This window comes from Salinicoccus sp. CNSTN-B1 (assembly GCF_054792835.1).
Genome location: NZ_JBTWMN010000004.1, coordinates 1,061,746 through 1,082,357, shown reverse-complemented (window position 1 = coordinate 1,082,357; position 20,612 = coordinate 1,061,746). Strand labels below are relative to the sequence as shown.

The window sequence follows — 20,612 nt, the reverse complement described above, 5'->3', positions numbered from 1 at the left end:
ATTCATTATAATCGAAAGCATAACAGTTTTAAACAAAAAGGAGAACAACAGATGTACCAACAGTTGTAATAGGCGGTGGTGTGAGTGGGCTCATGGCGGCATTTGCCACTTCCCAGACCCAAAACAAAGTGCTGCTGATCGAGAAAAATAAAACCCTCGGGAAAAAGCTGCTCATTTCAGGGGGCGGCAGATGTAATGTCACCAACCGCCTCCCCTATGAGGAGATCATCAAGCATATCCCCGGCAACGGCAAATTTCTCTACGGCCCCTTCTCTACATTCGATAATGAAAGCATCATCGAATTTGTCGAATCCAGAGGGGTGGCCTTAAAAGAAGAAGACCACGGACGCATGTTTCCGAAAACGGATAAGGCAAAAGACATACTGCAAGTATTTCTGGACGCCCTTGAGCGAAACGGGGTGGAAATCATGACTGAAACGATCGTGGATAAAATCATATCCGACAACAAAACGGTGCAGGGCGTCAGACTCGCTGACGGCCGTACCATGAAAGCCAAGTCAGTCATTGTAACCACAGGCGGCAAAAGTGTACCGCACACTGGCTCCACCGGCGATGGACATCGCTTTGCAGAACAGGAAGGCCATAAAATCACTGAGCTCTTTCCGACGGAAGTCCCCATCACTTCTTCTGAGTCTTTCATTAAATCAGGTGCATTAAAAGGGTTAAGCTTGTCCGACGTCGCCCTTTCTGTGCTTAAAAAGAACGGTAAGCCGCGGGTGACCCATCGCATGGATATGATCTTCACCCACTTCGGCATCAGTGGTCCGGCAAGTCTAAGATGCAGCCAGTTCGTCCATAAAGAGCTGCAGAGTCAGAAGTCGGAGACCATAAAAATGTCGATCGATTTCCATCCCGACGCCACTGCCGGCCAGTTGAAGGAACAAGTGGAGCGCGCCATCAGGGAGAATCGGGACCGCTCCCTGAAAAACATCCTGAAGCCGCTCATGCAGGAGCGTATGGTGATCTTCATGCTCGACTCTTTGGATATTGATGCAGCGCTCAGCGGCCATCATGTGTCCAAGGAGAATATCAATGCCATCATCCGGTTCCTGAAGCGCTTTGAATTCGAGGTAGATGGTACCCAGTCCATTGAAAAAGCCTTTGTAACCGGCGGGGGCGTAAGCCTTAAGGAAATCGTACCTCAGACCATGGAAAGTCGTCTGGTGAAAGGATTGTATTTCGCTGGGGAAGTGCTTGACGTCCATGGCTACACGGGCGGTTACAACATTACAAGTGCACTTGTCACGGGCTACGTCGCCGGCAACAGTGCAGCACAATAAAAAGCCGCTTCCAAAATATTTTGGAAGCGGCTTTTTTTAGTTGGCTACTATATTTACAAGTTTATCCGGAACCACGATTACTTTGCGTACCGTCTTATCCCTGATTGCCTGTTGGACGTTATCAGATTCTATTGCAATGCGTTCCAGGTCATCTTTTGAAGCCCCTGTTGGCACATTCATCTTATGCTTCACTTTGCCATTGACCTGAATGACGATTTCGATCTCTTCTTCAACAAGTTTTGATTCATCATAGACCGGCCAATCTTCGTAGGCGATTGTGGTCGTGTATCCCATCCTTTCCCACAGTTCTTCTGCTATATGCGGTGCAACTGGAGACAGGAGTTTAATGAAGCCTTCGACGAAAGCCCTGTTTATCTTGTCTTTTTTATAGCCTTCGTTGACGAATACCATAAGTTGGGATATTGCCGTATTGAAGTTGAGCGTCTCGTAGTCCTCAGTCACCTTCTTGACTGTTTCGTGGTAGACCTTAGCCATATCAACGGTTTCTTCATCGACGACGAGTGCCCTTACGCTGCCATCCTCGTCTATGAATAATCTCCATACCCGGTCCAGGAAGCGACGGGCACCATCCAGTCCTTTATCACTCCAGGCAATCGACGCTTCGAGCGGCCCCATGAACATTTCATAGAGTCTCAGCGTGTCTGCCCCGTGGGAGGCGACGATATCATCCGGATTGATTACGTTCCCTTTGGATTTACTCATCTTTTCATTACCTTCCCCAAGTATCATCCCTTGGTTGAAGAGTTTCTGGAAAGGTTCCTTAGTATTAACGACACCGATGTCGTACAGCACCTTATGCCAAAACCTCGCATACAACAGATGAAGGACGGCATGCTCTGCCCCGCCGATATACAAGTCGACCGGCAGCCAGTGCTCGATCTTCTCCTTGGAAGCAAGGGCATCCGGGTTATGGGGATCGATGAACCTCAGATAGTACCAGCAGCTGCCGGCCCATTGTGGCATCGTATTCGTTTCCCGTCGCCCTTTGACACCATCTTCACGGGTGACGGAAATCCATTCTTCGTTGTTTGCCAACGGCGATTCGCCTGTACCGGACGGTTTGATCTTATCCATCTGCGGAAGGGTGAGCGGCAATTCATCCTCTTCCAGGACACTCATTGTGCCGTCCTCCCAGTGGATGACTGGAATCGGTTCGCCCCAATACCTTTGGCGGGAGAAGAGCCAATCGTGCAGCTTGTAGGTCGTCTTCTGTTCCCCTACTCCCTTTTGCTCGAGGAGGCTGATTGCTTTTTTGATTCCTTCCTCTTTATCGAGGCCATCCAGCTCTCCAGAATTGATATGCACGCCGTCACCCGTATAGGCTTCTTTTGAGATGTCCCCACCTTCAAGAACTGCTTTTATAGGCAGGTCAAAAGCATGGGCAAATTCGTAATCCCTCTCGTCATGGGCTGGTACAGCCATGATGGCACCCGTGCCGTAGCTCGCCAATACGTAGTCTGCAATCCATATTGGCATTTCCTCTCCGGAAAGCGGGTTTATGGCGTATGCACCCGTAAACACTCCTGTTTTTTCTTTTGCCAGATCAGTCCGTTCAAGCTCGCTTTTCATTGCTGCCTGTTCCTGATATGATTTGACCGCTTCAATCTGTCCGTCCGAGCATATCTTTTCAATCAGTGCATGTTCAGGGAAAGGACGGCATAAGTCGCGCCATAGATGGTGTCCGGACGGGTCGTGAATGCCTCGAAAGATTCTTCAGTGCCGGCGATGTCAAAGCGTACGTTAGCGCCTTCCGATTTGCCGATCCAGTTGCGCTGCATGTCCTTTAATGATTCCGGCCAATCCAATTCCTCCAGATCTTCAAGCAGCCGGTCGGCATATTCGGTGATCCTGAGCATCCACTGTTTCATCGGTTTTCTGACGACCGGGTGGCCACCGCGCTCCGACAATCCATCGATGACTTCTTCGTTCGCCAGTACCGTACCGAGCGCCTCACACCAGTTCACCGGCACTTCGTCGATATATGCGAGATCCTTTTTGTAGAGCTGGATGAAAATCCACTGTGTCCATTTATAGTATTCCGGATCCGTCGTATTGATTTCGCGGTCCCAGTCATAGCTGAAGCCGAGCTCTTTTATCTGGCGCCTGAAATTATCGATGTTCGTTTCATTAAAGCTGCGGATATCATTTCCCGTATCGATGGCATACTGTTCAGCGGGTAGACCAAAGGCATCCCAGCCCATCGGGTGCAGCACATTATACCCTTGCATGCGTTTCATCCTTGAGATTATGTCGGTCGCTGTATACCCTTCCGGATGCCCGACGTGCAGTCCGGCCCCTGAAGGATATGGGAACATATCCAACGCGTAGAATTTTTCCTTTCCGATTTTATCCTCAGTTTTAAAAGTCTTCTGCTCTTCCCAATACTGCTGCCATTTCTTTTCAATTTCTTTATGGTTGAACGTCATGATAATCCTCCTTGAATATAAATAATCCCATGCCAATATAAGGCATGGGACGATCATATATGTATACGACCGCGGTACCACCCGCATTCACTTGATAGTGCAGCTCTTTTTTATACTACATGGAATTGATTCGTACCGGATGAGTTCCTGTGCACGCATTGCCGGTTTGCAGCATCCACCGGCTCTCTGGATATGGTTATGCACAATACTACTTCCTATACTTATAAATATAGATTATAAACCGCCAATACGCAAGACGCAACCTCGCTATAGTCCGGTCTCTTCGATCTTTAGGAGTTTTGTTTTTTTGTCTACTCCGCCGGTATACCCCCAAGCGAACCATCTGAGGCAATGACCCGATGACACGGGATGATGATTGATACCGGATTTTTACCGTTCGCATTTGCCACTGCGCGTGAATAGGTTGGCCCACCGCAGTCGACCGCCAATTCCTTGTAGCTTATCGTTTCGCCGTAAGGTATCTCACTGAGCCGGCGCCACACTTTTCTCTGGAAGGCCGTGCCGGAGTGGGTGATATCTATTGGCACTTCAAAAGTGCGGCGTTCTCCTGAAAAATACTCTTCAAGCTCCATCACACATTGGCGGATGACTCCTGATACTTCCGTTAAATCTTGATCATCCTTTGGTCTGTCAGCATGATCGAGTTCCACGATCACCCCATCTTCGGAACGTATTTTCAACCATCCTACCGGTGCATCCATAAAATAGATGTTTTGCATTTCTTTCACTCCTTATAGGTGATTTTAAACCCTTTATCATAACGTTTTGCCACTTTGCGTAGCAGCCATATTGAAACCACTGCTGGTAATACAAGGGAACCCACTATCAGCACTTGCCGGTCCACTCCAGTTGATCCGTCCATCAGCCCTGTAGCCACCCCTGTCAGCATAAGTACGACTACGAGGGAGAAACTGATCATTACATTGCTTAGGGTATCAAGCCTTTTCCTCGGATTCCTATAGCTGACCACAGGGTTTTTGCTGCCTATCATCATGCCGATCGGCACTGCTGTCAGGGCTGACAGCAATATCATGATGATAAGGAGGACGAGGTCTCCTGGCGCCGCTTGGGATAAATACCAGACTACGGTGAAGGCCACCATCATCACAGGTACAGTGGTCAGCAGAGTGAAAAGGTACTTCGATACCGCAATGCTTGACCCTTTGAGCGGCAGAGCTTTCAGCATCGCGAAATGTTCAGCATCACGTGCAGTATTATATGCACCGACAAATAAAGACATCACCAATGTTCCTCCAACCGCCGATATGAGGATGTCGGTCATATCAAGAGTGCCGGTCCCGGTCTGCCCTGAGAATCCAGAGACGTATATTAGAAATAGTGGCAATAGATAATATGGCAATAACACAGCCAGCTCCTTAAAGTCACGCACTGTCATTTTCAAGTCTTTGCGCATCAGCGTCACAATCGGATGCACGACCCGCTCGAGTTTCGTCCCTGACTTCATTCTTTTGCCGGAGTGGCCGTAAAAATTCCAGCCCCGGACCATCGCCCGTCTTGTCACATGGCTGGCTGACTTGGCCATTACGACCGCAAGCCCAACCACAGACGATATGAATATGATGCTTATTGATACATCAAACCCGTACAGGAACCCGTCGAATGACACAGGGCTCTCAGGCAGCCTCTTTGTCCACCCCTTTATCGAATCTCCGAGAGCAAAGAAAGCGAGATAGACCAGTATGAAAGACGCAGCCCCTACAAATGAGAGTACCCCGCTGACCTTTTTGGCTGGCAGTATGTGGGCTGTCAGAAAGGTGCATAAATAAGCCAAAGATGTAATCACCACACCCACTCCCAGAAAGTATACCGCGCTATTTATGAGCAGGATCCATTCCTCAAACCGAATGGCTAGGGCCACCCCCACTATCATGCTTATCGGCATAAGGATGATGGCCGCATGCAGAAATGCATGTTTGATGAACTTAGCCCAGAACAAGTCCCCAGCCGAGATGGGAAAAGAGAGGTACATTGGTACATTCGCACTTAGAATCATGTCCTTGATGATGAAATGTATCGACAGTAGAGTCAATATGACTATGGCGGCCAGCGACAGGATCATGATGTAGCTGCTCAAATGATCCGTTTTCAATGATAGCGTCAACGTAAAAAGTAGCGATCCGAGCAACGGCAATGGCAAGAGCATGAATAGAAGTGCCATGATGATGTATAAAATCACCTTTGTTTCTCCCATTGACTTCCAATAATTGAAGGCAGAACGCATTTCAGTTTTAAGTATCAGACGAATCATCGTATGCCCGCTCCATCAGTCAATTCCAAAAAGATGTCTTCCAAAGTTGCGCCAACCGCCTCCTGCTTCAAGGCTTCGAGCGAACCATGGGCACGTTTCTTCCCGTTATATATAATCAATATATCCGTGGCAATCTCTTCAGCAAGGGAGAGGTTGTGGGTCGTCAAAAACACCGTCTTGCCGCTCTTGACGTACTCTATCAAGTATTGCTTGAAGTTTCTGTTGCTCTTAGGATCGAGGCCCACGGTTGGTTCGTCCAGAAATAGGACGTCGGGCTGATGGATTAAGGCACCGACGAGAGCCAGCTTCTGTTTCATGCCATGGGAATATTCTTCTATCAAGCTCCCGAGAGCGCCTTCTAGGTCAAACAGTTCCAACAGCTCCTGCTTTCTTTCCATAAATGCAGATTGCTCCATACGGTAGGCACTCGCTATAAAATTCAGATATTCATGGCCATTGAGCCTGCCTATCAAGTCTGGAGTATCCGGCACATAGCTGATACGCTGCTTAAGCGCCACCTTGTCGAGACGCATTTCTTCACCAAATAGCTCAACTGAACCCGATGAAGGCTCGAGCAGTCCAGTCATCATGCGGATGGTTGTGGATTTGCCGGAACCATTCGGGCCTATGAATGCAAACAGTTCACCATCCCCCACTTCAAAATCGAGGTCTGTCACTGCATTATGTGCGCTATAGTTCTTATTCAACCGGTTTACTTTAATCATATGATCTCCTCGTCGTCCACAATCTGGATTAATGATTCCATCATACCTCATCTACGTCCCATGATAAACTTTACATTCCCCCATTCTCTCAAGACCCGATAAAAGCACCCATAACATATGGTACACTTCTCAATATGTAAGGATGAAAGGTGGATGAACGATGGATTTTAAGTACAGTTTTGATGATAAACGCTACCACACTTTGAATTATCATCTTAAAAATAAATTCAATGAAAAAATATTCAAGGTCGCACTAGATGCTGGTTTTGACTGTCCAAACAGGGACGGCACCGTAGCCTACGGTGGATGTACCTTCTGTTCCGTCGCCGGCAGCGGTGACTTCGCCGGGGACCGGGTGGATCCGATACCGGTTCAATTTGAAAAGATCAGATCCAAAATGCAGTCCCGAAAATGGAAGCATGGTAAATACATCGCCTATTTCCAGTCTTTCACCAACACCCATGCACCACTCGAAGTGCTGCGTGAGAAATTTGAAGCGGCACTTGAAATTGAAGGTGTCGTCGGATTGTCGATCGGCACACGCCCCGACTGTCTTCCTGAGGATGTCGTGCAATACTTAGCTGAACTCAACGAGCGGACTTATCTTTGGGTCGAGCTCGGTCTCCAGACAATTCATGAAAGTACTTCAAAACTGATTAATCGTGCCCATGATATGAAGTGCTATCGTGAAGGGGTCGATAAGCTCAGGCGTCACAACATCAATGTCTGCAGCCATATCATAAATGGCCTCCCTGGCGAAGATTATCAAATGATGATGGAAACCACCAGAGCAGTGGCCGACATGGATGTGCAAGGCATCAAAATCCACCTGCTCCACCTGCTGCATGGCACGCCGATGGTCAAACAATATCAAAAAGGGTTGCTCGAATTCATGACCCAAGAGGATTATGTCAATCTGGTATGCGATCAGATTGAGGTGCTTCCTGAAGAAATGATCATCCATCGCATCACCGGGGATGGACCGATCGACCAGATGATCGGACCGATGTGGAGTACAGATAAATGGAATGTGCTCAACAGTATAGACGAGGAGTTGAAGGTGAGGGATACTCATCAGGGACTGAAATATGAAAAGAAGGAGAGAGTCGATGTTTAGACGAATATTGCCCCAAGCGAAGCATTTATCAGAAGAAGTCATAGAGCCTGGCGATATTGTCATCGACGCCACGTGCGGTAATGGTCATGACACGAAATTTCTGGCAGATGCCGTCGGATCAGAAGGCACAGTGTTCAGTTTCGATATCCAAGCCCAGGCGATCGCAAACGCCAAAGACTTATGCCGACCTCACAACAATATAGAATTCATATTGGACTCGCATGCAAACCTTGGGCGCTATATACCAAAGGATGCGCCAATCCGTGCCGCAATGTTCAATCTCGGCTACTTGCCGAAAGGGGATAAAGAAATCACTACCGTCTATGAATCCACCTCCATCGCCTTAAGTGAAATATTCGACCGTCTCACTGTCGGAGGGAGGATCATCATAGTGGTCTACCATGGACACCCGTCCGGGAAAATAGAGCGCGATAAACTGCTCGGCTCCCTATCACACTGGTCCCAAAAGGAAGCCCAGGTCCTCAAGTACCAATTCATCAACCAGAAGAATGATGCCCCTTTCCTGCTATGTGTGGAAAAGATAAGCATGCCTTGACGGTGAATTTTTCACTTTATCGATGGAGGATACCCAACAAGTAGAAACCGCCAATGTTGATGTTATCTTCAATCCCATCCGGGTATATATATTCAGATTAAATATTCTTTCATCACTTTGGAAGACTCAACTCGGAAAGGAAGATGGATATGGAAGGCAAAACAGCTCTAATTATGATAGACATCATAAATAAGATGGATTTTGAAGGCAGCGAGGACTTGCTTGAGAACGCCCGGGAATTGTAGAACCGCTGCGTGAATTGAAACGTCAGGCCAAGGAAAATGACATTCCCGTCATATATGCAAACGACAACTTCGGCTTGTGGCATGAGGACATGAACAGTTTGATAGAGGAATGCAAAAAAGGCATCGGCAAGGAAGTCATTGAACAGCTCCTTCCAGAAGAGAAGGATTACTTCCTCATCAAACCGAAACACTCTGCTTTTTTTGGCACACAGTTGGATATACTCCTTAGAAAATTGGAAGTCGAGAACCTCATTCTGACAGGCCTTTCCGGAGATATGTGTGTACTGTTCACTTCTTCTGAGGCATACATGCGGGAATTCAATTTGTGGGTGCCGGGTGATTGTGTGGCGTCGGAAGTGGATGAAGATCATGAAGCTTCCTTAAGGATCATCAACCGCTCAATGTTTGCGAATGTCACACCGGCTACTGAAACTGATATTACTGAAGCGTTTTGACGGTTCAAATGAAAGTACAATCGAATGTTGAACTAAAAAATCCTTCGTCTATTAGTATGGACTGAAGGATTTCTTTCATTGATCAGGCGCTATCGATCAGTATATTCACATGCCTCATGTTTTCAAAACCGTTGATACCTTGGATATAATCCAAATGAAAAAAGTCTCCGAAGAGACTTTTTTCATCAATCTTTGAACAGTAATGCACGGCTGTTCGGGTAGGTCGGAAATTGATTGATGGGAATGGTCCAGTCCTGTTCTGGTATAGAAAATTCATATCTATTGACCAGGTGGTCGGAGAATACCCTCATGCTGTGGAGGGTGATCCACTCCCCGGCGCAGCGGTGCATCTCCCTGAACTTCCCGCCGCCTTGGGCGATCATTTCATATTCCTCTTCGTATGAGAGTGAAGTTGCCTTATCTTTATATCGGGTGATATCGAATGCTTCCGGGTGGGCAACCGTTCTCGCATCGTGGTTGCTGCCGTAGAGGTCGAGCACTACCCAACTGCCTTCAGGTATTTCATAGCCGTCGATCTCCACATCACGCACTGCAATCGCTGGCAGCATCGGGAAAAATGGATAGTAGCGGCGCATTTCCTGGATGAATGGATCTTGCAAGGCATCAAAATCTTCCTTTAATGCCGTGCGGACGTCATCGTCTGAAAACAACGCATGGCCCATCAGTGCCATCCAGACTGTCAAAGCGACTGTCGGCCTGATGATATTCAATAATTCAACAGCAGCCACTTCCACAGGCAGTAGATTGCCATCCAAATCGGTTGCCTGAGCAAATGTGTACAATGCAAGATGTTCCTTGCCTTCCACCGGATGGGCGCGGGCTTCTTCTATCAATTCGCGGGCCCATTTTTCCGATTCATTACGGTCGGAGACTCCCTTTATATGGTCTTTAGGCGAGGTTACTGCACCACTGATCATGGAGATCTGGTTCTTTGCCAGTTCTTCAAGTGTCTTATCATCATACCGCTCCAGATTAATACCTGACCACTCGGCAATGGAGTTGAACAGCACTCTGTTGGCCAAGTCGAACAACTCGAATTCGCCATGCTGCTTGTCGAGTTCCGCCGTCAGGTTCCTATCCAATATCTTCCGGTAGTCCTCCATGCGCTCAGGTGCCATCAGATCCATGAAGTAATTTTTACGATGATGATGCGCTTCACCGTCAAGGGTCTGGACACCATCTTCCCCAAACAATGTTTTCAGGATGGGAGTTGGCATTGCGCCGCCCCTTTTGAAGTTTTCCGGGTCGTAGAATTTGCGTGCCGCTTCTTCCCGTATGTGATTATCATTTCTTCATTCAAAAGTTCTGCTTTTACTACCGGGGCCCCTGCATCCTGTCGAAGTTCCTCTAAAAGACCATATCCTTTATCCATCATCTCTTTGACTTCGGTTAATTTGATTTTTGTTTCTGGTACCTGTTTCAATGTTCATTCTCCTATTACTTTTTTTAAATCCTATACCATAATGATAACGATTGATGTAATCGCAATCAAATGAAATGCATGCAGGCACCATTGATTATCCCCGGTGAGTGACAGCAAACTCCTTGATGCGTCAGCCTTTCGGATAGTCATTTTATGGAATTACAATAATGGAGAAGATGAAGGTGTCCGAAAAGTCACAGTATACCGATTCGGAACAGTTGGTCATCTAAGAAACGGGCCAAGTAATGGTAGGGTTCTGTAATATCGTCTCTCTGGAACACGCTATGCTGGATATTGTCCAGTGCCAGCAGGGTCAGCTCGCTTGTATTTATGTCTTTTAGAATTTTAACCGTCAACGATTTTTCAATAATGTCATTTTCCTTGCTTGTAATCGCCAGTATGGGAACATCCGGCATATCATCAATATACTCAGAGGTATCCTTCATCTGATTGACGACAGTGCGGTACCAGTGATGGCTCACTTTACGTACCAATAGCTCATCATTCTCATACAGCTCCAGATATTTTTGTCTGTCGTAAAATACCCAGGTTCGAGGCCGGGATCGAAGCGGTGGGCGTCACTTCCCATTCTGATGCTCGAACGGATGGTGTTTTTGCGGTTGATGAATGATTGCTTGAATGCAAGCAGCGGATTCAGCACTATCAACCCATCCGCCCTGACCATATTGCGTCTCAGGGTTTCAATTGCAATCAGCCCTCCGAGGCCTTGACCAAGTATGAATGTTGGCAGTCGATAGGCCCGTGCCACCTCATGCCATTCCTTCACCCTATCCAGATATTGGGCGAAGTCGGATATGTGCCCTTTATTCATCCGTGTCGTCTGGCCATGGCCCGGCAGATCACCTGTGACCACATGGTAGCCGTCTTTTCTGAGCTGCGCGATCAGGCCGGTATAATAATCATGATGCTCCATCATATCGTGTATGACGAGGACGACCCCTTTCGGCCGTTTATCAGTTTCCCACTTCCACATTACAAAGCTCCTAACATACTTAAATTCATTCTTATATGATAAACTTATTATAACAATACTTAGAAGAAAGGAAATATGAAATGATATTGGACTATAAGGGATATACGCCTGAAATTGATGAAAGCGCTTTTATCGCCCCTGATGCCACCGTCATCGGTGACGTGGTGCTGGGCGCACATTCTTCTGTGTGGTTTGGTGCCATACTGCGGGGAGACGTCGCCCCGATCAGGATAGGCAGCCACACCAACATCCAGGATCTCTCGATCCTCCATGAGACACCAGATATGCCCTTGACGATAGAAGATCACGTCACTGTAGGCCACAAAACTACGTTGCACAGCTGTACAATCAAAAAACATGCTTTGATTGGAATGGACTCCACAATACTGGACGGAGCTGTCATCGGTGAAGGGGCTTTCATCGGTGCCGGGAGCCTCGTCACTCCCGGGACGGAAATCCCGCCAGGTACATTGGCGTTTGGACGGCCGGCAAAAGTGGTAAGGAAACTGACGGAAGAAGATAAAGAAGAAATGCAAAGAATAAACGAAACATATGTAAATCATATCCCACATTACAAATGACACTATATGTTTCTTCTAACTCGAGATTCACTTATGATAATATAAAGATAAAATTCAGGAGGTACACTATGCCACTACTTAGGGATGTCTTCATAAAACTATCAGAGAATCAGGTTTTGAATGATGCAACAAAAAAGATGGGACTGAGATTCGGTGCAAACAAAGTTGTAGGCGGCATCACCGTCGATGACACGATCGAACGCATCAAAGATCTTAATTCACAAGGTATGAGCGTGTCGTTCGATAACCTTGGAGAGTTCGTAACGAGACGTTCTGATGCGATACATGAAAAGGATATCATCCTAAACATGATCAACGCCATCGGCGAGAACGGTGTGGATGCGTCAGCTTCCATCAAACTCAGCCAGATTGGGCTCAATATAGACTATGATTTCTGTATAGAGAATATTACGGAGATAATGGATACCGCAAAAAAACACAATATGTTCGTCAATATCGATATGGAGAACTATGCATCATATGAAGATACCGTACGTGTCATCGATCATCTGATGGAACGTTATGATAATATCGGTACTGTTTTGCAGTCCTACCTCTTCGATGCAAAGAATGACGTCTACAAATATAAGGATAGAAGAATCCGTCTTGTCAAAGGGGCCTATAAGGAAGCGCCTGCGGTCGCCCTCCAGGAAAAAGAAGACATCGATAAAGCATTCGAATTGCTCATCAGACTCCACCTGACTAAGGGAGATGGTTTTACATCCATCGCCACCCATGACCATAACATCATCGAGAAATCAATCGACTTCATTAAGGAGAATGATATTCCGAACGACCGCTTCGAATTCCAGATGCTGTTCGGTTTCAGGAAGAACTCCAGAAAGAGCTTGTTGAGCGCGGATACAACGTCTGCATCTACATTCCGTTCGGCACTGACTGGTACGCCTACTTCATCAGACGTCTGGCCGAGCGTCCACAGAACATCAACCTCATCGTCAAATCCGTAACAAAAGACCCAATGTTCCAGACTGGAGTAAAAGCAGTCGGTGCGGTGGCACTTGGTGCGGTGGCACTGAAACTCTTCAACAGAAAATAGTTTGTGAAACGCAATCAAAAAAGGGGTGCAGCCGCACCCCTTTTTTAATACATATCTTCATAAAACCTATTAATCAGCTTTTGCGCATTTTTTTGAAGCAACTGTACAGAGTTCGAAAGGTAATCCGATCCTATCGTCAAAGCACCGAGCGCATACATGCCTTGAACCGTGCCGACCTTTGGACTGATGACATGCCTATCTGCATCCACCATGATGCCACCGAACTCACTTGGTGCTATAATCATATGGTTCATCAACGATTGGATGATTTTCGAATCCCCTCTGCGCACATCTTTGACAGGCCCTGTGGCATTGATCAATGTGTCGACCTGATATGCCCCACCCTCTTTAGTCAGGATGGTGAATCCATTTTCTTTTTTTATGTGTTCTGTACCGTCTATGATATGCAGCCGGCCTTCATCCCCCATTGCACCAGCAAGCGTGCCACCTCAGCAGGCATGGGTGAATGGTTCTCTTCAATCAAGTGATGATATTTTTCAAGAAAGGCTTTTTTGTCGTTGCGGGAGAGGTACTGATAGACATCACTGAAGATCGGATTGACTTTGATGATGAGGTACTGTAGCCGTCCCACTGTCTCTTGATGTTCAAGATCATAATTCAAGTCCTGAAGTGTGTTGCCTGTACGGCGGAAGAACAGCGATTCATCGATGTTCTGATGCGCCAATTCCTTTTTGAACAGTGTAATGATATCTGTGAGCGCTATTTCATCATTCCGGATTCTATCCCTCAAGATTTCTTCAGTAAAATGACGCAGTGTAATTTCTGTCCGCTCTCCCCTGACAGAAGGCATTTCACCACTGCGGGAAAATAGGGATACTTTTTCCACTTGCTTATCTATAATCAGATAACGCACACAGTCAATCGCCGAAAGACCTGCACCGAGGATTCCGATGTTGTCATCTTCAATGTCTGCGAGTTTCCTTGAGAGGGGGTACGGATCATAAAGGAAGCCCTGACTCCCCTTAAGGTTATAGGGGTCACCGTACCTGAGCTGTCCGATGGTCAGAAAGACGCGGTCATATAACACTTCCTCCTCTTCTATGGAAAGTGTGAATTTCCCGTTGCTGGAATCATATTCGATGCCGTCGACTTTAGCGTATCTCAAGTGGACCCCTTCGTGTATAGACGCAATCGCCTCCAACTGGTCCTTAACATAATCCCCAAATTGTTGACGGCTGGTATACACCTCTTTCCCATTTTCTGATTTAAGCCAAGTTCCATAATCCGGGTGGCTCTCCCAAGAGACATTTCGTCAGCAGGGACATTGATGAGCAGATGCTCATTATCTTCCTGATAAGCTTGCCCTCTACCCATCGTATACGCGTTATCATATACATCAACGGTAATCTCACTAGTGAATCGTTCATCGTGCACAAGATGGCTTAATATGGATACCCCTGTCACGCCACCGCCTATAATCGCCACTTTAGTCTGCTTCATACACCCACACTCTCTTCCTTCTTTACTTATGGTACATTATATAGGTATATGAAAGATTTTGCATTTTCATTCTTGTTTTAAGGAGGTCGGGCGGATGAAAAAGTATATTATCATTTCATGTGGCGCCATGATGGGGCCCTTTCAAGGTATGCGATTGCGTTGTCTTTGGCCACGCTGACGCCCTTTTTCTTTACTGCCACATTGGTCGTCAACCTTCTTGGCGCCTTCGGCATAGGCTTCATCTTCAGAAATTGGCGGCGCGCAATCGATTGTGGCATGACTTTTTGATTACGGGCCTCCTTGGCAGCTTTACAACATTTTCCCTGCTCACCTATGAAAATTATATACTGGTGGAGGCCGGAGATCTCCTGGCACTTTCCATTTATCTGGCGATCAACTTGTTTGGTGGATTCATGCTTGCATTTCTCGGCATGAAATCAGGAGGTGCTTCATGATTAAAATAATATTCCTCGGCGTTGGTGCCGCTCTTGGGGCTTCATTGAGAAGTTACATATCAACACGCCCGAAACTGAAGAGTCTCGCCTTTCCCCTCGGGACCCTCATCATCAATTCAGTCGGCTCTTTTCTGATGGGACTCGTCATCATGTTCCTGAGTACAGGCGGGACACTCTATTTAATCATGGTTACAGGATTCCTAGGTGGGTTCACCACGTATTCATCGTTCACCCTCGATCAATTGAAGTTATATGAACAAAGCCGCTATAAAGCGTTCATCGCATATTCGCTTTTGATGTTTACCGTGCCCTTCCTGGCCCTTCTACTTGGCCTTTACGTTTCCTCTCCATTATAAAAAGTCCGCCCGGCATGGGACGGACTTTTTGTTTTAAACGCGCATGGATGTGATTTTCGTTTCGAGATACGGTTCGATGCCTTCAGGGCCGCCTTCACGCCCCATTCCGCTTTCCTTAAGTCCGCCGAACGGAATCTGTGCTGCACTTGGTTTACCATTGTTCCAGCCCAACACACCGAAATCAAGACCTTCCTGGAGCTTGATGCCATCGCGGTAACTTTCTGTGAAGAAATAAGCTGCCAGACCATACTCGGTATCATTCGCTTTTTCAATTGCTTCATCCAAAGTGGAAAAGGTCTGGATTGGAGCTACCGGTCCGAACGTCTCTTCATTCATGATGACCATCTCATCAGTGGCGCCGGTGATTACTGTCGGCTCGATGAAGTATCCTTCCTCCTTTGAGCCTTTACCGCCCGTCAGGATCTTACCACCTTTCTCCTCTGCATCATTGATGTGTCGCATTACCTTGTCGTAACCATCTTCGTTGATCATCGGTCCTATTGCGACGTCTTCATCAAGACCATTGCCCATCTTCAGCTTCTTCGAAGCATCTGCAAATTTTTCGCTGAAAGTTTCGGCAATGTCTTCATGGACATAGAAGCGGTTGGCACATACGCATGTCTGTCCGGAGTTTCTGAATTTGGAGGCGATCGCCTGCTCGACGGCCATATCGATGTCCGCATCCTTGTGGACGACTAGAGGTGCATGTCCGCCCAACTCCATGGTGATGTTCTTGACTGTTGAGGCAGCACCTTCCATCAATGACTTTCCGACAGCCGTGGAGCCTGTGAATGTTATTTTCATTACTTTATCAGACTCTGTGAAAGCCTCACCGGCATCTTTACCAGAAGCGGTAACGTATTGGACGACACCTTCATCGAATCCTGCTTCCAATGCCAGATCAAGGAATTTCATTGCAGATAGTGGGGTTGCACTTGCAGGTTTGACCAGGAAAGTACAGCCAGCCGCAACTGCCGGCGCCACTTTGCGGGCCATCATCGCAATCGGGAAGTTCCATGGTGTAATAGCCGCGACTACGCCAATAGGCTGTTTGGTCACTACCATGCGCACATCATCTTCGTGCGGTGGTATGGTGCGGCCATATACACGTTTTGCCTCTTCAGCATAATAATCGACATAGCTGCGTGCATAGTCGACCTCACCGCGTGATTCCTGTAGCGGCTTACCATTCTCTTTCGTTATCAATTCAGCGATTTCCTCTTTGTGTTCACTTATCAGCTTGGACCACTCTGTAAGTAGCGCACTGCGGTCATGAGGATTCTTTTTCTTGAACTTTTTGAACGTTTCATGTGCTTTTTCAATTTTCCTGTCAATATCCGCTTTATTCTCTTTTTTCACCCTGTCGATTTCCTGACCTGTTGCAGGGTTCAGTACAATGATTTCTTCAGACATAAATGATTGCCTCCCATTAAATAGAATAAAAGCCTTATAAGAAAATTATAAGGCTTTCAGTCCATCAAAACAAAAGTTTCGCTTATGGATTCAGTTGGAATATCGCTTCTGCTATTTCATCCAGGTCTTTAACCGTATACTGGAACCGGCCGTGGAAGACATATTTCATGAAGAAATTCTCAAGTTCCTCCTCGCCCACCAATACTTTTATGGAAGGGTCACTGGAGTAGTTCGCGATGGAATAGTTGCCGTTGTCTTTAGGGTTGAAGTAGATGATCGGCACAACATCGTACTGGAGCTTGAAGATATTCTTGAGTTTTTCAGCAGAAATTTTAGTTTCTTCAATCGTTTCATTATAATGGTTGACTGCCACATTCTGCTCATTTCCCTTTTCGAATATCAACGTCTGCTCTTTTGCCTTGTCAATATCCAGAAGATCAAAGAAATGTTCTACATAAGGCAACTGATCAAAATTCTCTTCATTGACGCCATGCAGTATATGCCCACTCCAATATTTGGAGTCGATCAAATAGATGCCCGTCCGCGTAAGTACCAGATGATCGATTTTACGGGTGTTCGTGTAATTGCGTGAAGGCAGATACACATTGGATAGTATGTACATATCCGTCTCCCTGATCTTTTCATCTGCCACAAGGCGGTCCTTCAGCTGTAGGAGTGACAAATCGGTCAAGTACTCTCCCTTGTCCACGGTAAACTGGCGCAGGCTTGAAAGTTTATTGTTGAGCAATGTCGTCTCTTCATGGTATTTCTCATTGATTGACGACAATTTCTCTTCATGTTCCTGGCGCTCGGCTGCATTATCGGCCTCATATTGTTCGACCAGTGCGTCCTTCTCTTTATCATACTCCTCCTGGAGCGTTTTCACTTTGCCTCTATTCCTGAAATAATAGACCAGGAACGCAATTGCAACGATAAGAAGCAGAATTGCCACCACGATGAATATCGGATTGGTAAAAATATCTGTATTCATGGACTTTCCTCAATTCCTTTCCTGTTTGACTTTCCCGTCTTAATTAAGACTCCGTTCATTATACCGGAAATGATATATCTTTACATGGGAAAAGCGCGCTTTTCAGGGAAAATAATGTACCTGCATATAAATATACCGGATTAGCGCACTTATGTAATATAGCCCCCTGTTTCGAAGGGGGCTATCCATTTATTTCATCGCGACGCTCTCAAGTTCCGTCTTTATGGCAGTGGCTTTATCAATCTTCTCCCATGGGAATTCCGTGTCGTTACGGCCGAAATGGCCATAGCTTGCCGTCGCTTTATATATCGGGCGCTTTAGGTCGAGCATATCTATGATGCCATCAGGCGACAAGTTGAATTGCTTCCTTATAACCGCTACGATATCCGATTCACTATATTCAGACGTTCCAAATGTATCGACTGAGATCGAGACCGGCTCGCTGACCCCTATCGCATAAGCCAGCTGAATTTCACATTTTGCAGCAACTTTCGCTGCCACGATGTTTTTTGCGATATAGCGCGCAACATAGGCTGCAGAACGGTCGACTTTAGTCGGGTCTTTACCGCTGAATGCGCCTCCACCATGGCGGGCATATCCTCCATATGTGTCGACGATGATCTTGCGTCCAGTCAATCCTGCATCACCTTGGGGGCCTCCGATGACGAAACGCCCCGTCGGGTTGATGATATAACGCGTGTCCGCGTCAAGCAGTTCTTCAGGCACCACCTCACGGATGACGTGGTTGATGAGATCTTCGCGGATCTTTTCCGTCTCCACTTCTTCATGGTGTTGTGAGGAAATGACGATGGTATCTATTCTCTTTACATTATTCTCTTCGTCGTACTCCACAGTCACCTGAGTCTTGCCATCCGGCCGCAGATAATTGATGATTTCTTCTTTACGTACATCTGTCAACCGCTTGGCAAGCTGGTGTGCCAAGGCGATCGGCAGCGGCATGAACTCCTCTGTCTCATCGCACGCAAAACCAAACATCAGACCCTGATCGCCTGCCCCTGTTGAAATGGTTGCCGAATCGCGCGTTTCAAAAGCGTCATCAACACCTTGGGCGATATCTTCAGACTGTTCATCAACCCCCGTCAGTACTGACATCGTCTTATAGTCATAACCATATTTAGCGCGGATATAGCCAATATCTTTGACCGTCTCCCTGACAATTTTAGGGATATCTACATAAGTATTTGTACTTATCTCTCCAACAATCAGTGCCATACCGGTATTGACCACCGTCTCGCAGGCCACCCGGGCATCTTTATCCCCTTTCAGTATCTCATCAAGTATCGCATCGGAAATCTGGTCTGCAATCTTGTCGGGATGACCTTCAGTAACAGATTCCGAAGTGAAAAGTCTACGCTCTGCCATTAACTTTATCTCCTTTAAGTATATTAGCTATCTCCCACTGCAAAAATGCAAAAAAATAGAGCCTTTTTCTCCATAAGACGAGAAAAGGCTCCGCTCTTCCCCTTATCGATCAGAATCACTTCTGCATCCTTTAGCACCTTTCTTCAGTAAAGAGGTTGCTGGGCTTCATCGGGTATGTTCCCTCCACCGGCTCTTGATAAGAGATAACTTAACCTATAATATACTAGATGAGAGGTTTCAAATCAAGGTAATAATATTTGTTAAGTAGCATATGAGATTGTTAACATCGAGTATAAAGTAGTATTTAACCACTTCTCATTAATTAATCTTTATTTTATACATAAAGTGGTTGTTCGTCAAATTATAAATTAAATATATTAAACCCATCCACTTTATTTCTACTGTTTTATTTTTTCCTCCAATGTACGAATCTCCATAAGGAATATCAAGATGAAGTAGAGCTTATAAAAATGGTTTTCATTAGCATCATCCAAATCTATAGCAGTATGAAAGACTTGATTTCTATTTATGATACCCATCTCATTGATGCTTTTCACTTTGTGGTTATCAGGTTTTTCTTGGTCGTAATATCCAAATGTGTTCTCAATTATTTTTACATTGTTCTTGAAAGCTTCGGTGTAGGTGTCGATGAGCTTCTGTTTATCTTCATCATCTATTTCTTCATTAGCAAGTTTCTCTATATGAGCTTCTAAAAGACCACTTATTTCACTGACCCGAACAATTTCCCCATCTTTATCGGCCAGTTTCTTAATGGTCTTTTCAATCAAAATGATTAATACAGGGATGGAGTTCAACCTGTAGCCCAATCTCATCAATGTGAACTGCTTATTAATGAAGGTCGTATTGCTCTCACCTAGAAATCTACACAGGTTGGCTTCCAAATCTGCCTCAGTGTCTTCAAATACTCCATACAAAATCTTCAATAATTGTTGCTCATCCACAGCATCTTCATCTTCGTCCTCATATTCCATTATTCCATACATATCCAAAAACGCAATCTCTACAATTACTGCCCAACCATTATTACTCAGTTGTTTGTGAAATCTATCATTCAATTCATCAACATCTATTGAACTTAACACTTCAAAAGCTTCATAGATATTTACAAGATACTTATTTAGTATCTCTTGGTGCTCATTCAAAGTTTGGACTGCTTTAGCTGCCCTATCTTGTATCGGCTTAAAAGCTTGGCTCATTTTTTCCATTCTTTTTTGATTATCTTCCAACATCTTATTTATTTTTCTACCAAAATCGTCCATTCTGTCCACTCCTTTCCTTTAGTTTAACACCTCTTTCTTAAAAAATAACACAAAAAAAGGA

At 45.9% G+C, this 20,612-nt stretch carries 23 protein-coding genes, 1 pseudogene and 1 riboswitch; of the genes and pseudogenes, 9 read left to right on the top strand and 15 right to left on the bottom strand.

Annotated features, from left to right (window positions below; genetic code table 11):
• Nucleotides 1-68 precede the first annotated feature (68 nt).
• A complete protein-coding gene (locus tag ACYF68_RS06505) occupies nt 69-1,301 on the top strand; it encodes a BaiN/RdsA family NAD(P)/FAD-dependent oxidoreductase (RefSeq protein WP_461047514.1) in 1,233 nt (410 codons plus the stop codon).
• Between the two features lie 36 nt (nt 1,302-1,337).
• Here the strand turns inward: ACYF68_RS06505 and leuS are convergent.
• From leuS to ACYF68_RS06485, 4 genes and pseudogenes are all read right to left on the bottom strand, one after another.
• Nucleotides 1,338-3,748, bottom strand: a pseudogene (gene leuS, locus ACYF68_RS06500) (leucine--tRNA ligase).
• 311 nt (nt 3,749-4,059) lie between these two features.
• Nucleotides 4,060-4,488: a methylated-DNA--[protein]-cysteine S-methyltransferase gene (locus ACYF68_RS06495; protein WP_461045906.1), complete on the bottom strand. Its 429-nt coding sequence runs from the start codon at nt 4,486-4,488 to the stop codon at nt 4,060-4,062.
• A 5-nt stretch (nt 4,489-4,493) separates the two neighbouring features.
• Complete coding sequence (locus tag ACYF68_RS06490) at nt 4,494-6,038, bottom strand: hypothetical protein (protein WP_461045904.1); 1,545 nt, start codon at nt 6,036-6,038, stop codon at nt 4,494-4,496.
• Entirely contained in the window at nt 6,035-6,763 is a 729-nt protein-coding gene (locus ACYF68_RS06485) for an ABC transporter ATP-binding protein (protein ID WP_461045902.1), read from the bottom strand. Before ACYF68_RS06485 ends, ACYF68_RS06490 begins: the two co-directional genes overlap by 4 nt.
• A 160-nt stretch (nt 6,764-6,923) precedes the next feature.
• Between ACYF68_RS06485 and mnmL the strand changes: the two genes are divergently transcribed.
• The 3 genes from mnmL (at nt 6,924) to ACYF68_RS06470 (ending at nt 9,136) form a co-directional block, all read left to right on the top strand.
• Nucleotides 6,924-7,880 carry a tRNA modification radical SAM protein MnmL/YtqA gene (gene mnmL, locus ACYF68_RS06480; RefSeq protein WP_461045900.1) on the top strand — a complete coding sequence of 319 codons (957 nt, stop codon included), beginning with the start codon at nt 6,924-6,926 and terminating at the stop codon, nt 7,878-7,880.
• Nucleotides 7,873-8,436: a tRNA 5-(aminomethyl)-2-thiouridylate-methyltransferase MnmM gene (gene mnmM / locus ACYF68_RS06475; protein ID WP_461045898.1), complete on the top strand. Its 564-nt coding sequence runs from the start codon at nt 7,873-7,875 to the stop codon at nt 8,434-8,436. Before mnmL ends, mnmM begins: the two co-directional genes overlap by 8 nt.
• A 259-nt stretch (nt 8,437-8,695) precedes the next feature.
• Nucleotides 8,696-9,136, top strand: a complete 441-nt coding sequence (locus ACYF68_RS06470; RefSeq protein ID WP_461045896.1) for a cysteine hydrolase family protein — start codon at nt 8,696-8,698, stop codon at nt 9,134-9,136.
• A gap of 185 nt (nt 9,137-9,321) precedes the next feature.
• Here the strand turns inward: ACYF68_RS06470 and ACYF68_RS06465 are convergent, their stop codons facing one another.
• The 4 genes from ACYF68_RS06465 to ACYF68_RS06450 form a co-directional block, all read right to left on the bottom strand.
• Nucleotides 9,322-10,374, bottom strand: a complete 1,053-nt coding sequence (locus ACYF68_RS06465; protein ID WP_461045894.1) for a cytochrome P450 — start codon at nt 10,372-10,374, stop codon at nt 9,322-9,324.
• The gene (locus ACYF68_RS06460; RefSeq protein ID WP_461045892.1) at nt 10,356-10,580 is read right to left on the bottom strand and encodes a hypothetical protein; all 225 of its coding nucleotides are present in this window, start codon (nt 10,578-10,580) and stop codon (nt 10,356-10,358) included. Before ACYF68_RS06460 ends, ACYF68_RS06465 begins: the two co-directional genes overlap by 19 nt.
• 194 nt (nt 10,581-10,774) lie before the next feature.
• Nucleotides 10,775-11,074, bottom strand: a complete 300-nt coding sequence (locus tag ACYF68_RS06455) for a hypothetical protein (RefSeq protein WP_461045890.1) — start codon at nt 11,072-11,074, stop codon at nt 10,775-10,777.
• Nucleotides 11,059-11,574, bottom strand: a complete 516-nt coding sequence (locus ACYF68_RS06450) for an alpha/beta hydrolase (protein WP_461045888.1) — start codon at nt 11,572-11,574, stop codon at nt 11,059-11,061. Before ACYF68_RS06450 ends, ACYF68_RS06455 begins: the two co-directional genes overlap by 16 nt.
• Nucleotides 11,575-11,654: 80 nt before the next feature.
• On the opposite strand from ACYF68_RS06450, the gene ACYF68_RS06445 reads away from it, so the two are divergent.
• Nucleotides 11,655-12,155, top strand: a complete 501-nt coding sequence (locus ACYF68_RS06445) for a gamma carbonic anhydrase (protein ID WP_461045886.1) — start codon at nt 11,655-11,657, stop codon at nt 12,153-12,155.
• Between the two features lie 68 nt (nt 12,156-12,223).
• On the top strand, nt 12,224-13,123 hold the full coding sequence (locus tag ACYF68_RS06440) for a proline dehydrogenase family protein (protein WP_461045885.1): 900 nt from the start codon (nt 12,224-12,226) through the stop codon (nt 13,121-13,123).
• A 133-nt stretch (nt 13,124-13,256) separates the two neighbouring features.
• Here the strand turns inward: ACYF68_RS06440 and ACYF68_RS06435 are convergent, their stop codons facing one another.
• From ACYF68_RS06435 to ACYF68_RS06425, 3 genes are read right to left on the bottom strand one after another with little or no spacing between them, the layout of a single operon-like run.
• Complete coding sequence (locus tag ACYF68_RS06435) at nt 13,257-13,640, bottom strand: hypothetical protein (protein ID WP_461045883.1); 384 nt, start codon at nt 13,638-13,640, stop codon at nt 13,257-13,259.
• Nucleotides 13,610-14,419, bottom strand: a complete 810-nt coding sequence (locus ACYF68_RS06430) for an FAD/NAD(P)-binding protein (RefSeq protein ID WP_461045881.1) — start codon at nt 14,417-14,419, stop codon at nt 13,610-13,612. Before ACYF68_RS06430 ends, ACYF68_RS06435 begins: the two co-directional genes overlap by 31 nt.
• A complete protein-coding gene (locus ACYF68_RS06425) occupies nt 14,335-14,673 on the bottom strand; it encodes an FAD/NAD(P)-binding protein (RefSeq protein WP_461045879.1) in 339 nt (112 codons plus the stop codon). The genes ACYF68_RS06430 and ACYF68_RS06425 overlap by 85 nt, the downstream gene beginning before the upstream one ends.
• 117 nt (nt 14,674-14,790) lie before the next feature.
• Between ACYF68_RS06425 and ACYF68_RS06420 the strand changes: the two genes are divergently transcribed.
• Genes ACYF68_RS06420 through ACYF68_RS06410 form a run of 3 tightly spaced genes read left to right on the top strand, consistent with a single transcriptional unit; the run spans nt 14,791 to nt 15,484 of the window.
• Nucleotides 14,791-14,961, top strand: a complete 171-nt coding sequence (locus tag ACYF68_RS06420) for a hypothetical protein (protein WP_461045877.1) — start codon at nt 14,791-14,793, stop codon at nt 14,959-14,961.
• Nucleotides 14,943-15,128, top strand: a complete 186-nt coding sequence (locus ACYF68_RS06415) for a fluoride efflux transporter FluC (protein WP_461045875.1) — start codon at nt 14,943-14,945, stop codon at nt 15,126-15,128. The genes ACYF68_RS06420 and ACYF68_RS06415 overlap by 19 nt, the downstream gene beginning before the upstream one ends.
• Nucleotides 15,125-15,484 carry a fluoride efflux transporter FluC gene (locus ACYF68_RS06410; protein ID WP_461045873.1) on the top strand — a complete coding sequence of 120 codons (360 nt, stop codon included), beginning with the start codon at nt 15,125-15,127 and terminating at the stop codon, nt 15,482-15,484. Before ACYF68_RS06415 ends, ACYF68_RS06410 begins: the two co-directional genes overlap by 4 nt.
• 33 nt (nt 15,485-15,517) lie before the next feature.
• On the opposite strand, the gene ACYF68_RS06405 is transcribed toward ACYF68_RS06410, so the two are convergent.
• From ACYF68_RS06405 to ACYF68_RS06390, 4 genes are all read right to left on the bottom strand, one after another.
• Complete coding sequence (locus tag ACYF68_RS06405) at nt 15,518-16,897, bottom strand: NAD-dependent succinate-semialdehyde dehydrogenase (RefSeq protein ID WP_461045871.1); 1,380 nt, start codon at nt 16,895-16,897, stop codon at nt 15,518-15,520.
• A gap of 82 nt (nt 16,898-16,979) precedes the next feature.
• Nucleotides 16,980-17,888, bottom strand: a complete 909-nt coding sequence (locus ACYF68_RS06400) for a nuclease-related domain-containing protein (RefSeq protein WP_461045868.1) — start codon at nt 17,886-17,888, stop codon at nt 16,980-16,982.
• Nucleotides 17,889-18,077: 189 nt separating this feature from the next.
• Nucleotides 18,078-19,271, bottom strand: coding sequence for a methionine adenosyltransferase (gene metK, locus ACYF68_RS06395; protein WP_461045866.1), 1,194 nt, complete (start codon nt 19,269-19,271; stop codon nt 18,078-18,080).
• A gap of 99 nt (nt 19,272-19,370) precedes the next feature.
• Nucleotides 19,371-19,474: riboswitch (SAM riboswitch) on the bottom strand.
• 195 nt (nt 19,475-19,669) lie between these two features.
• A complete protein-coding gene (locus ACYF68_RS06390; RefSeq protein WP_461045864.1) occupies nt 19,670-20,551 on the bottom strand; it encodes a hypothetical protein in 882 nt (293 codons plus the stop codon).
• Nucleotides 20,552-20,612: the final 61 nt, after the last annotated feature.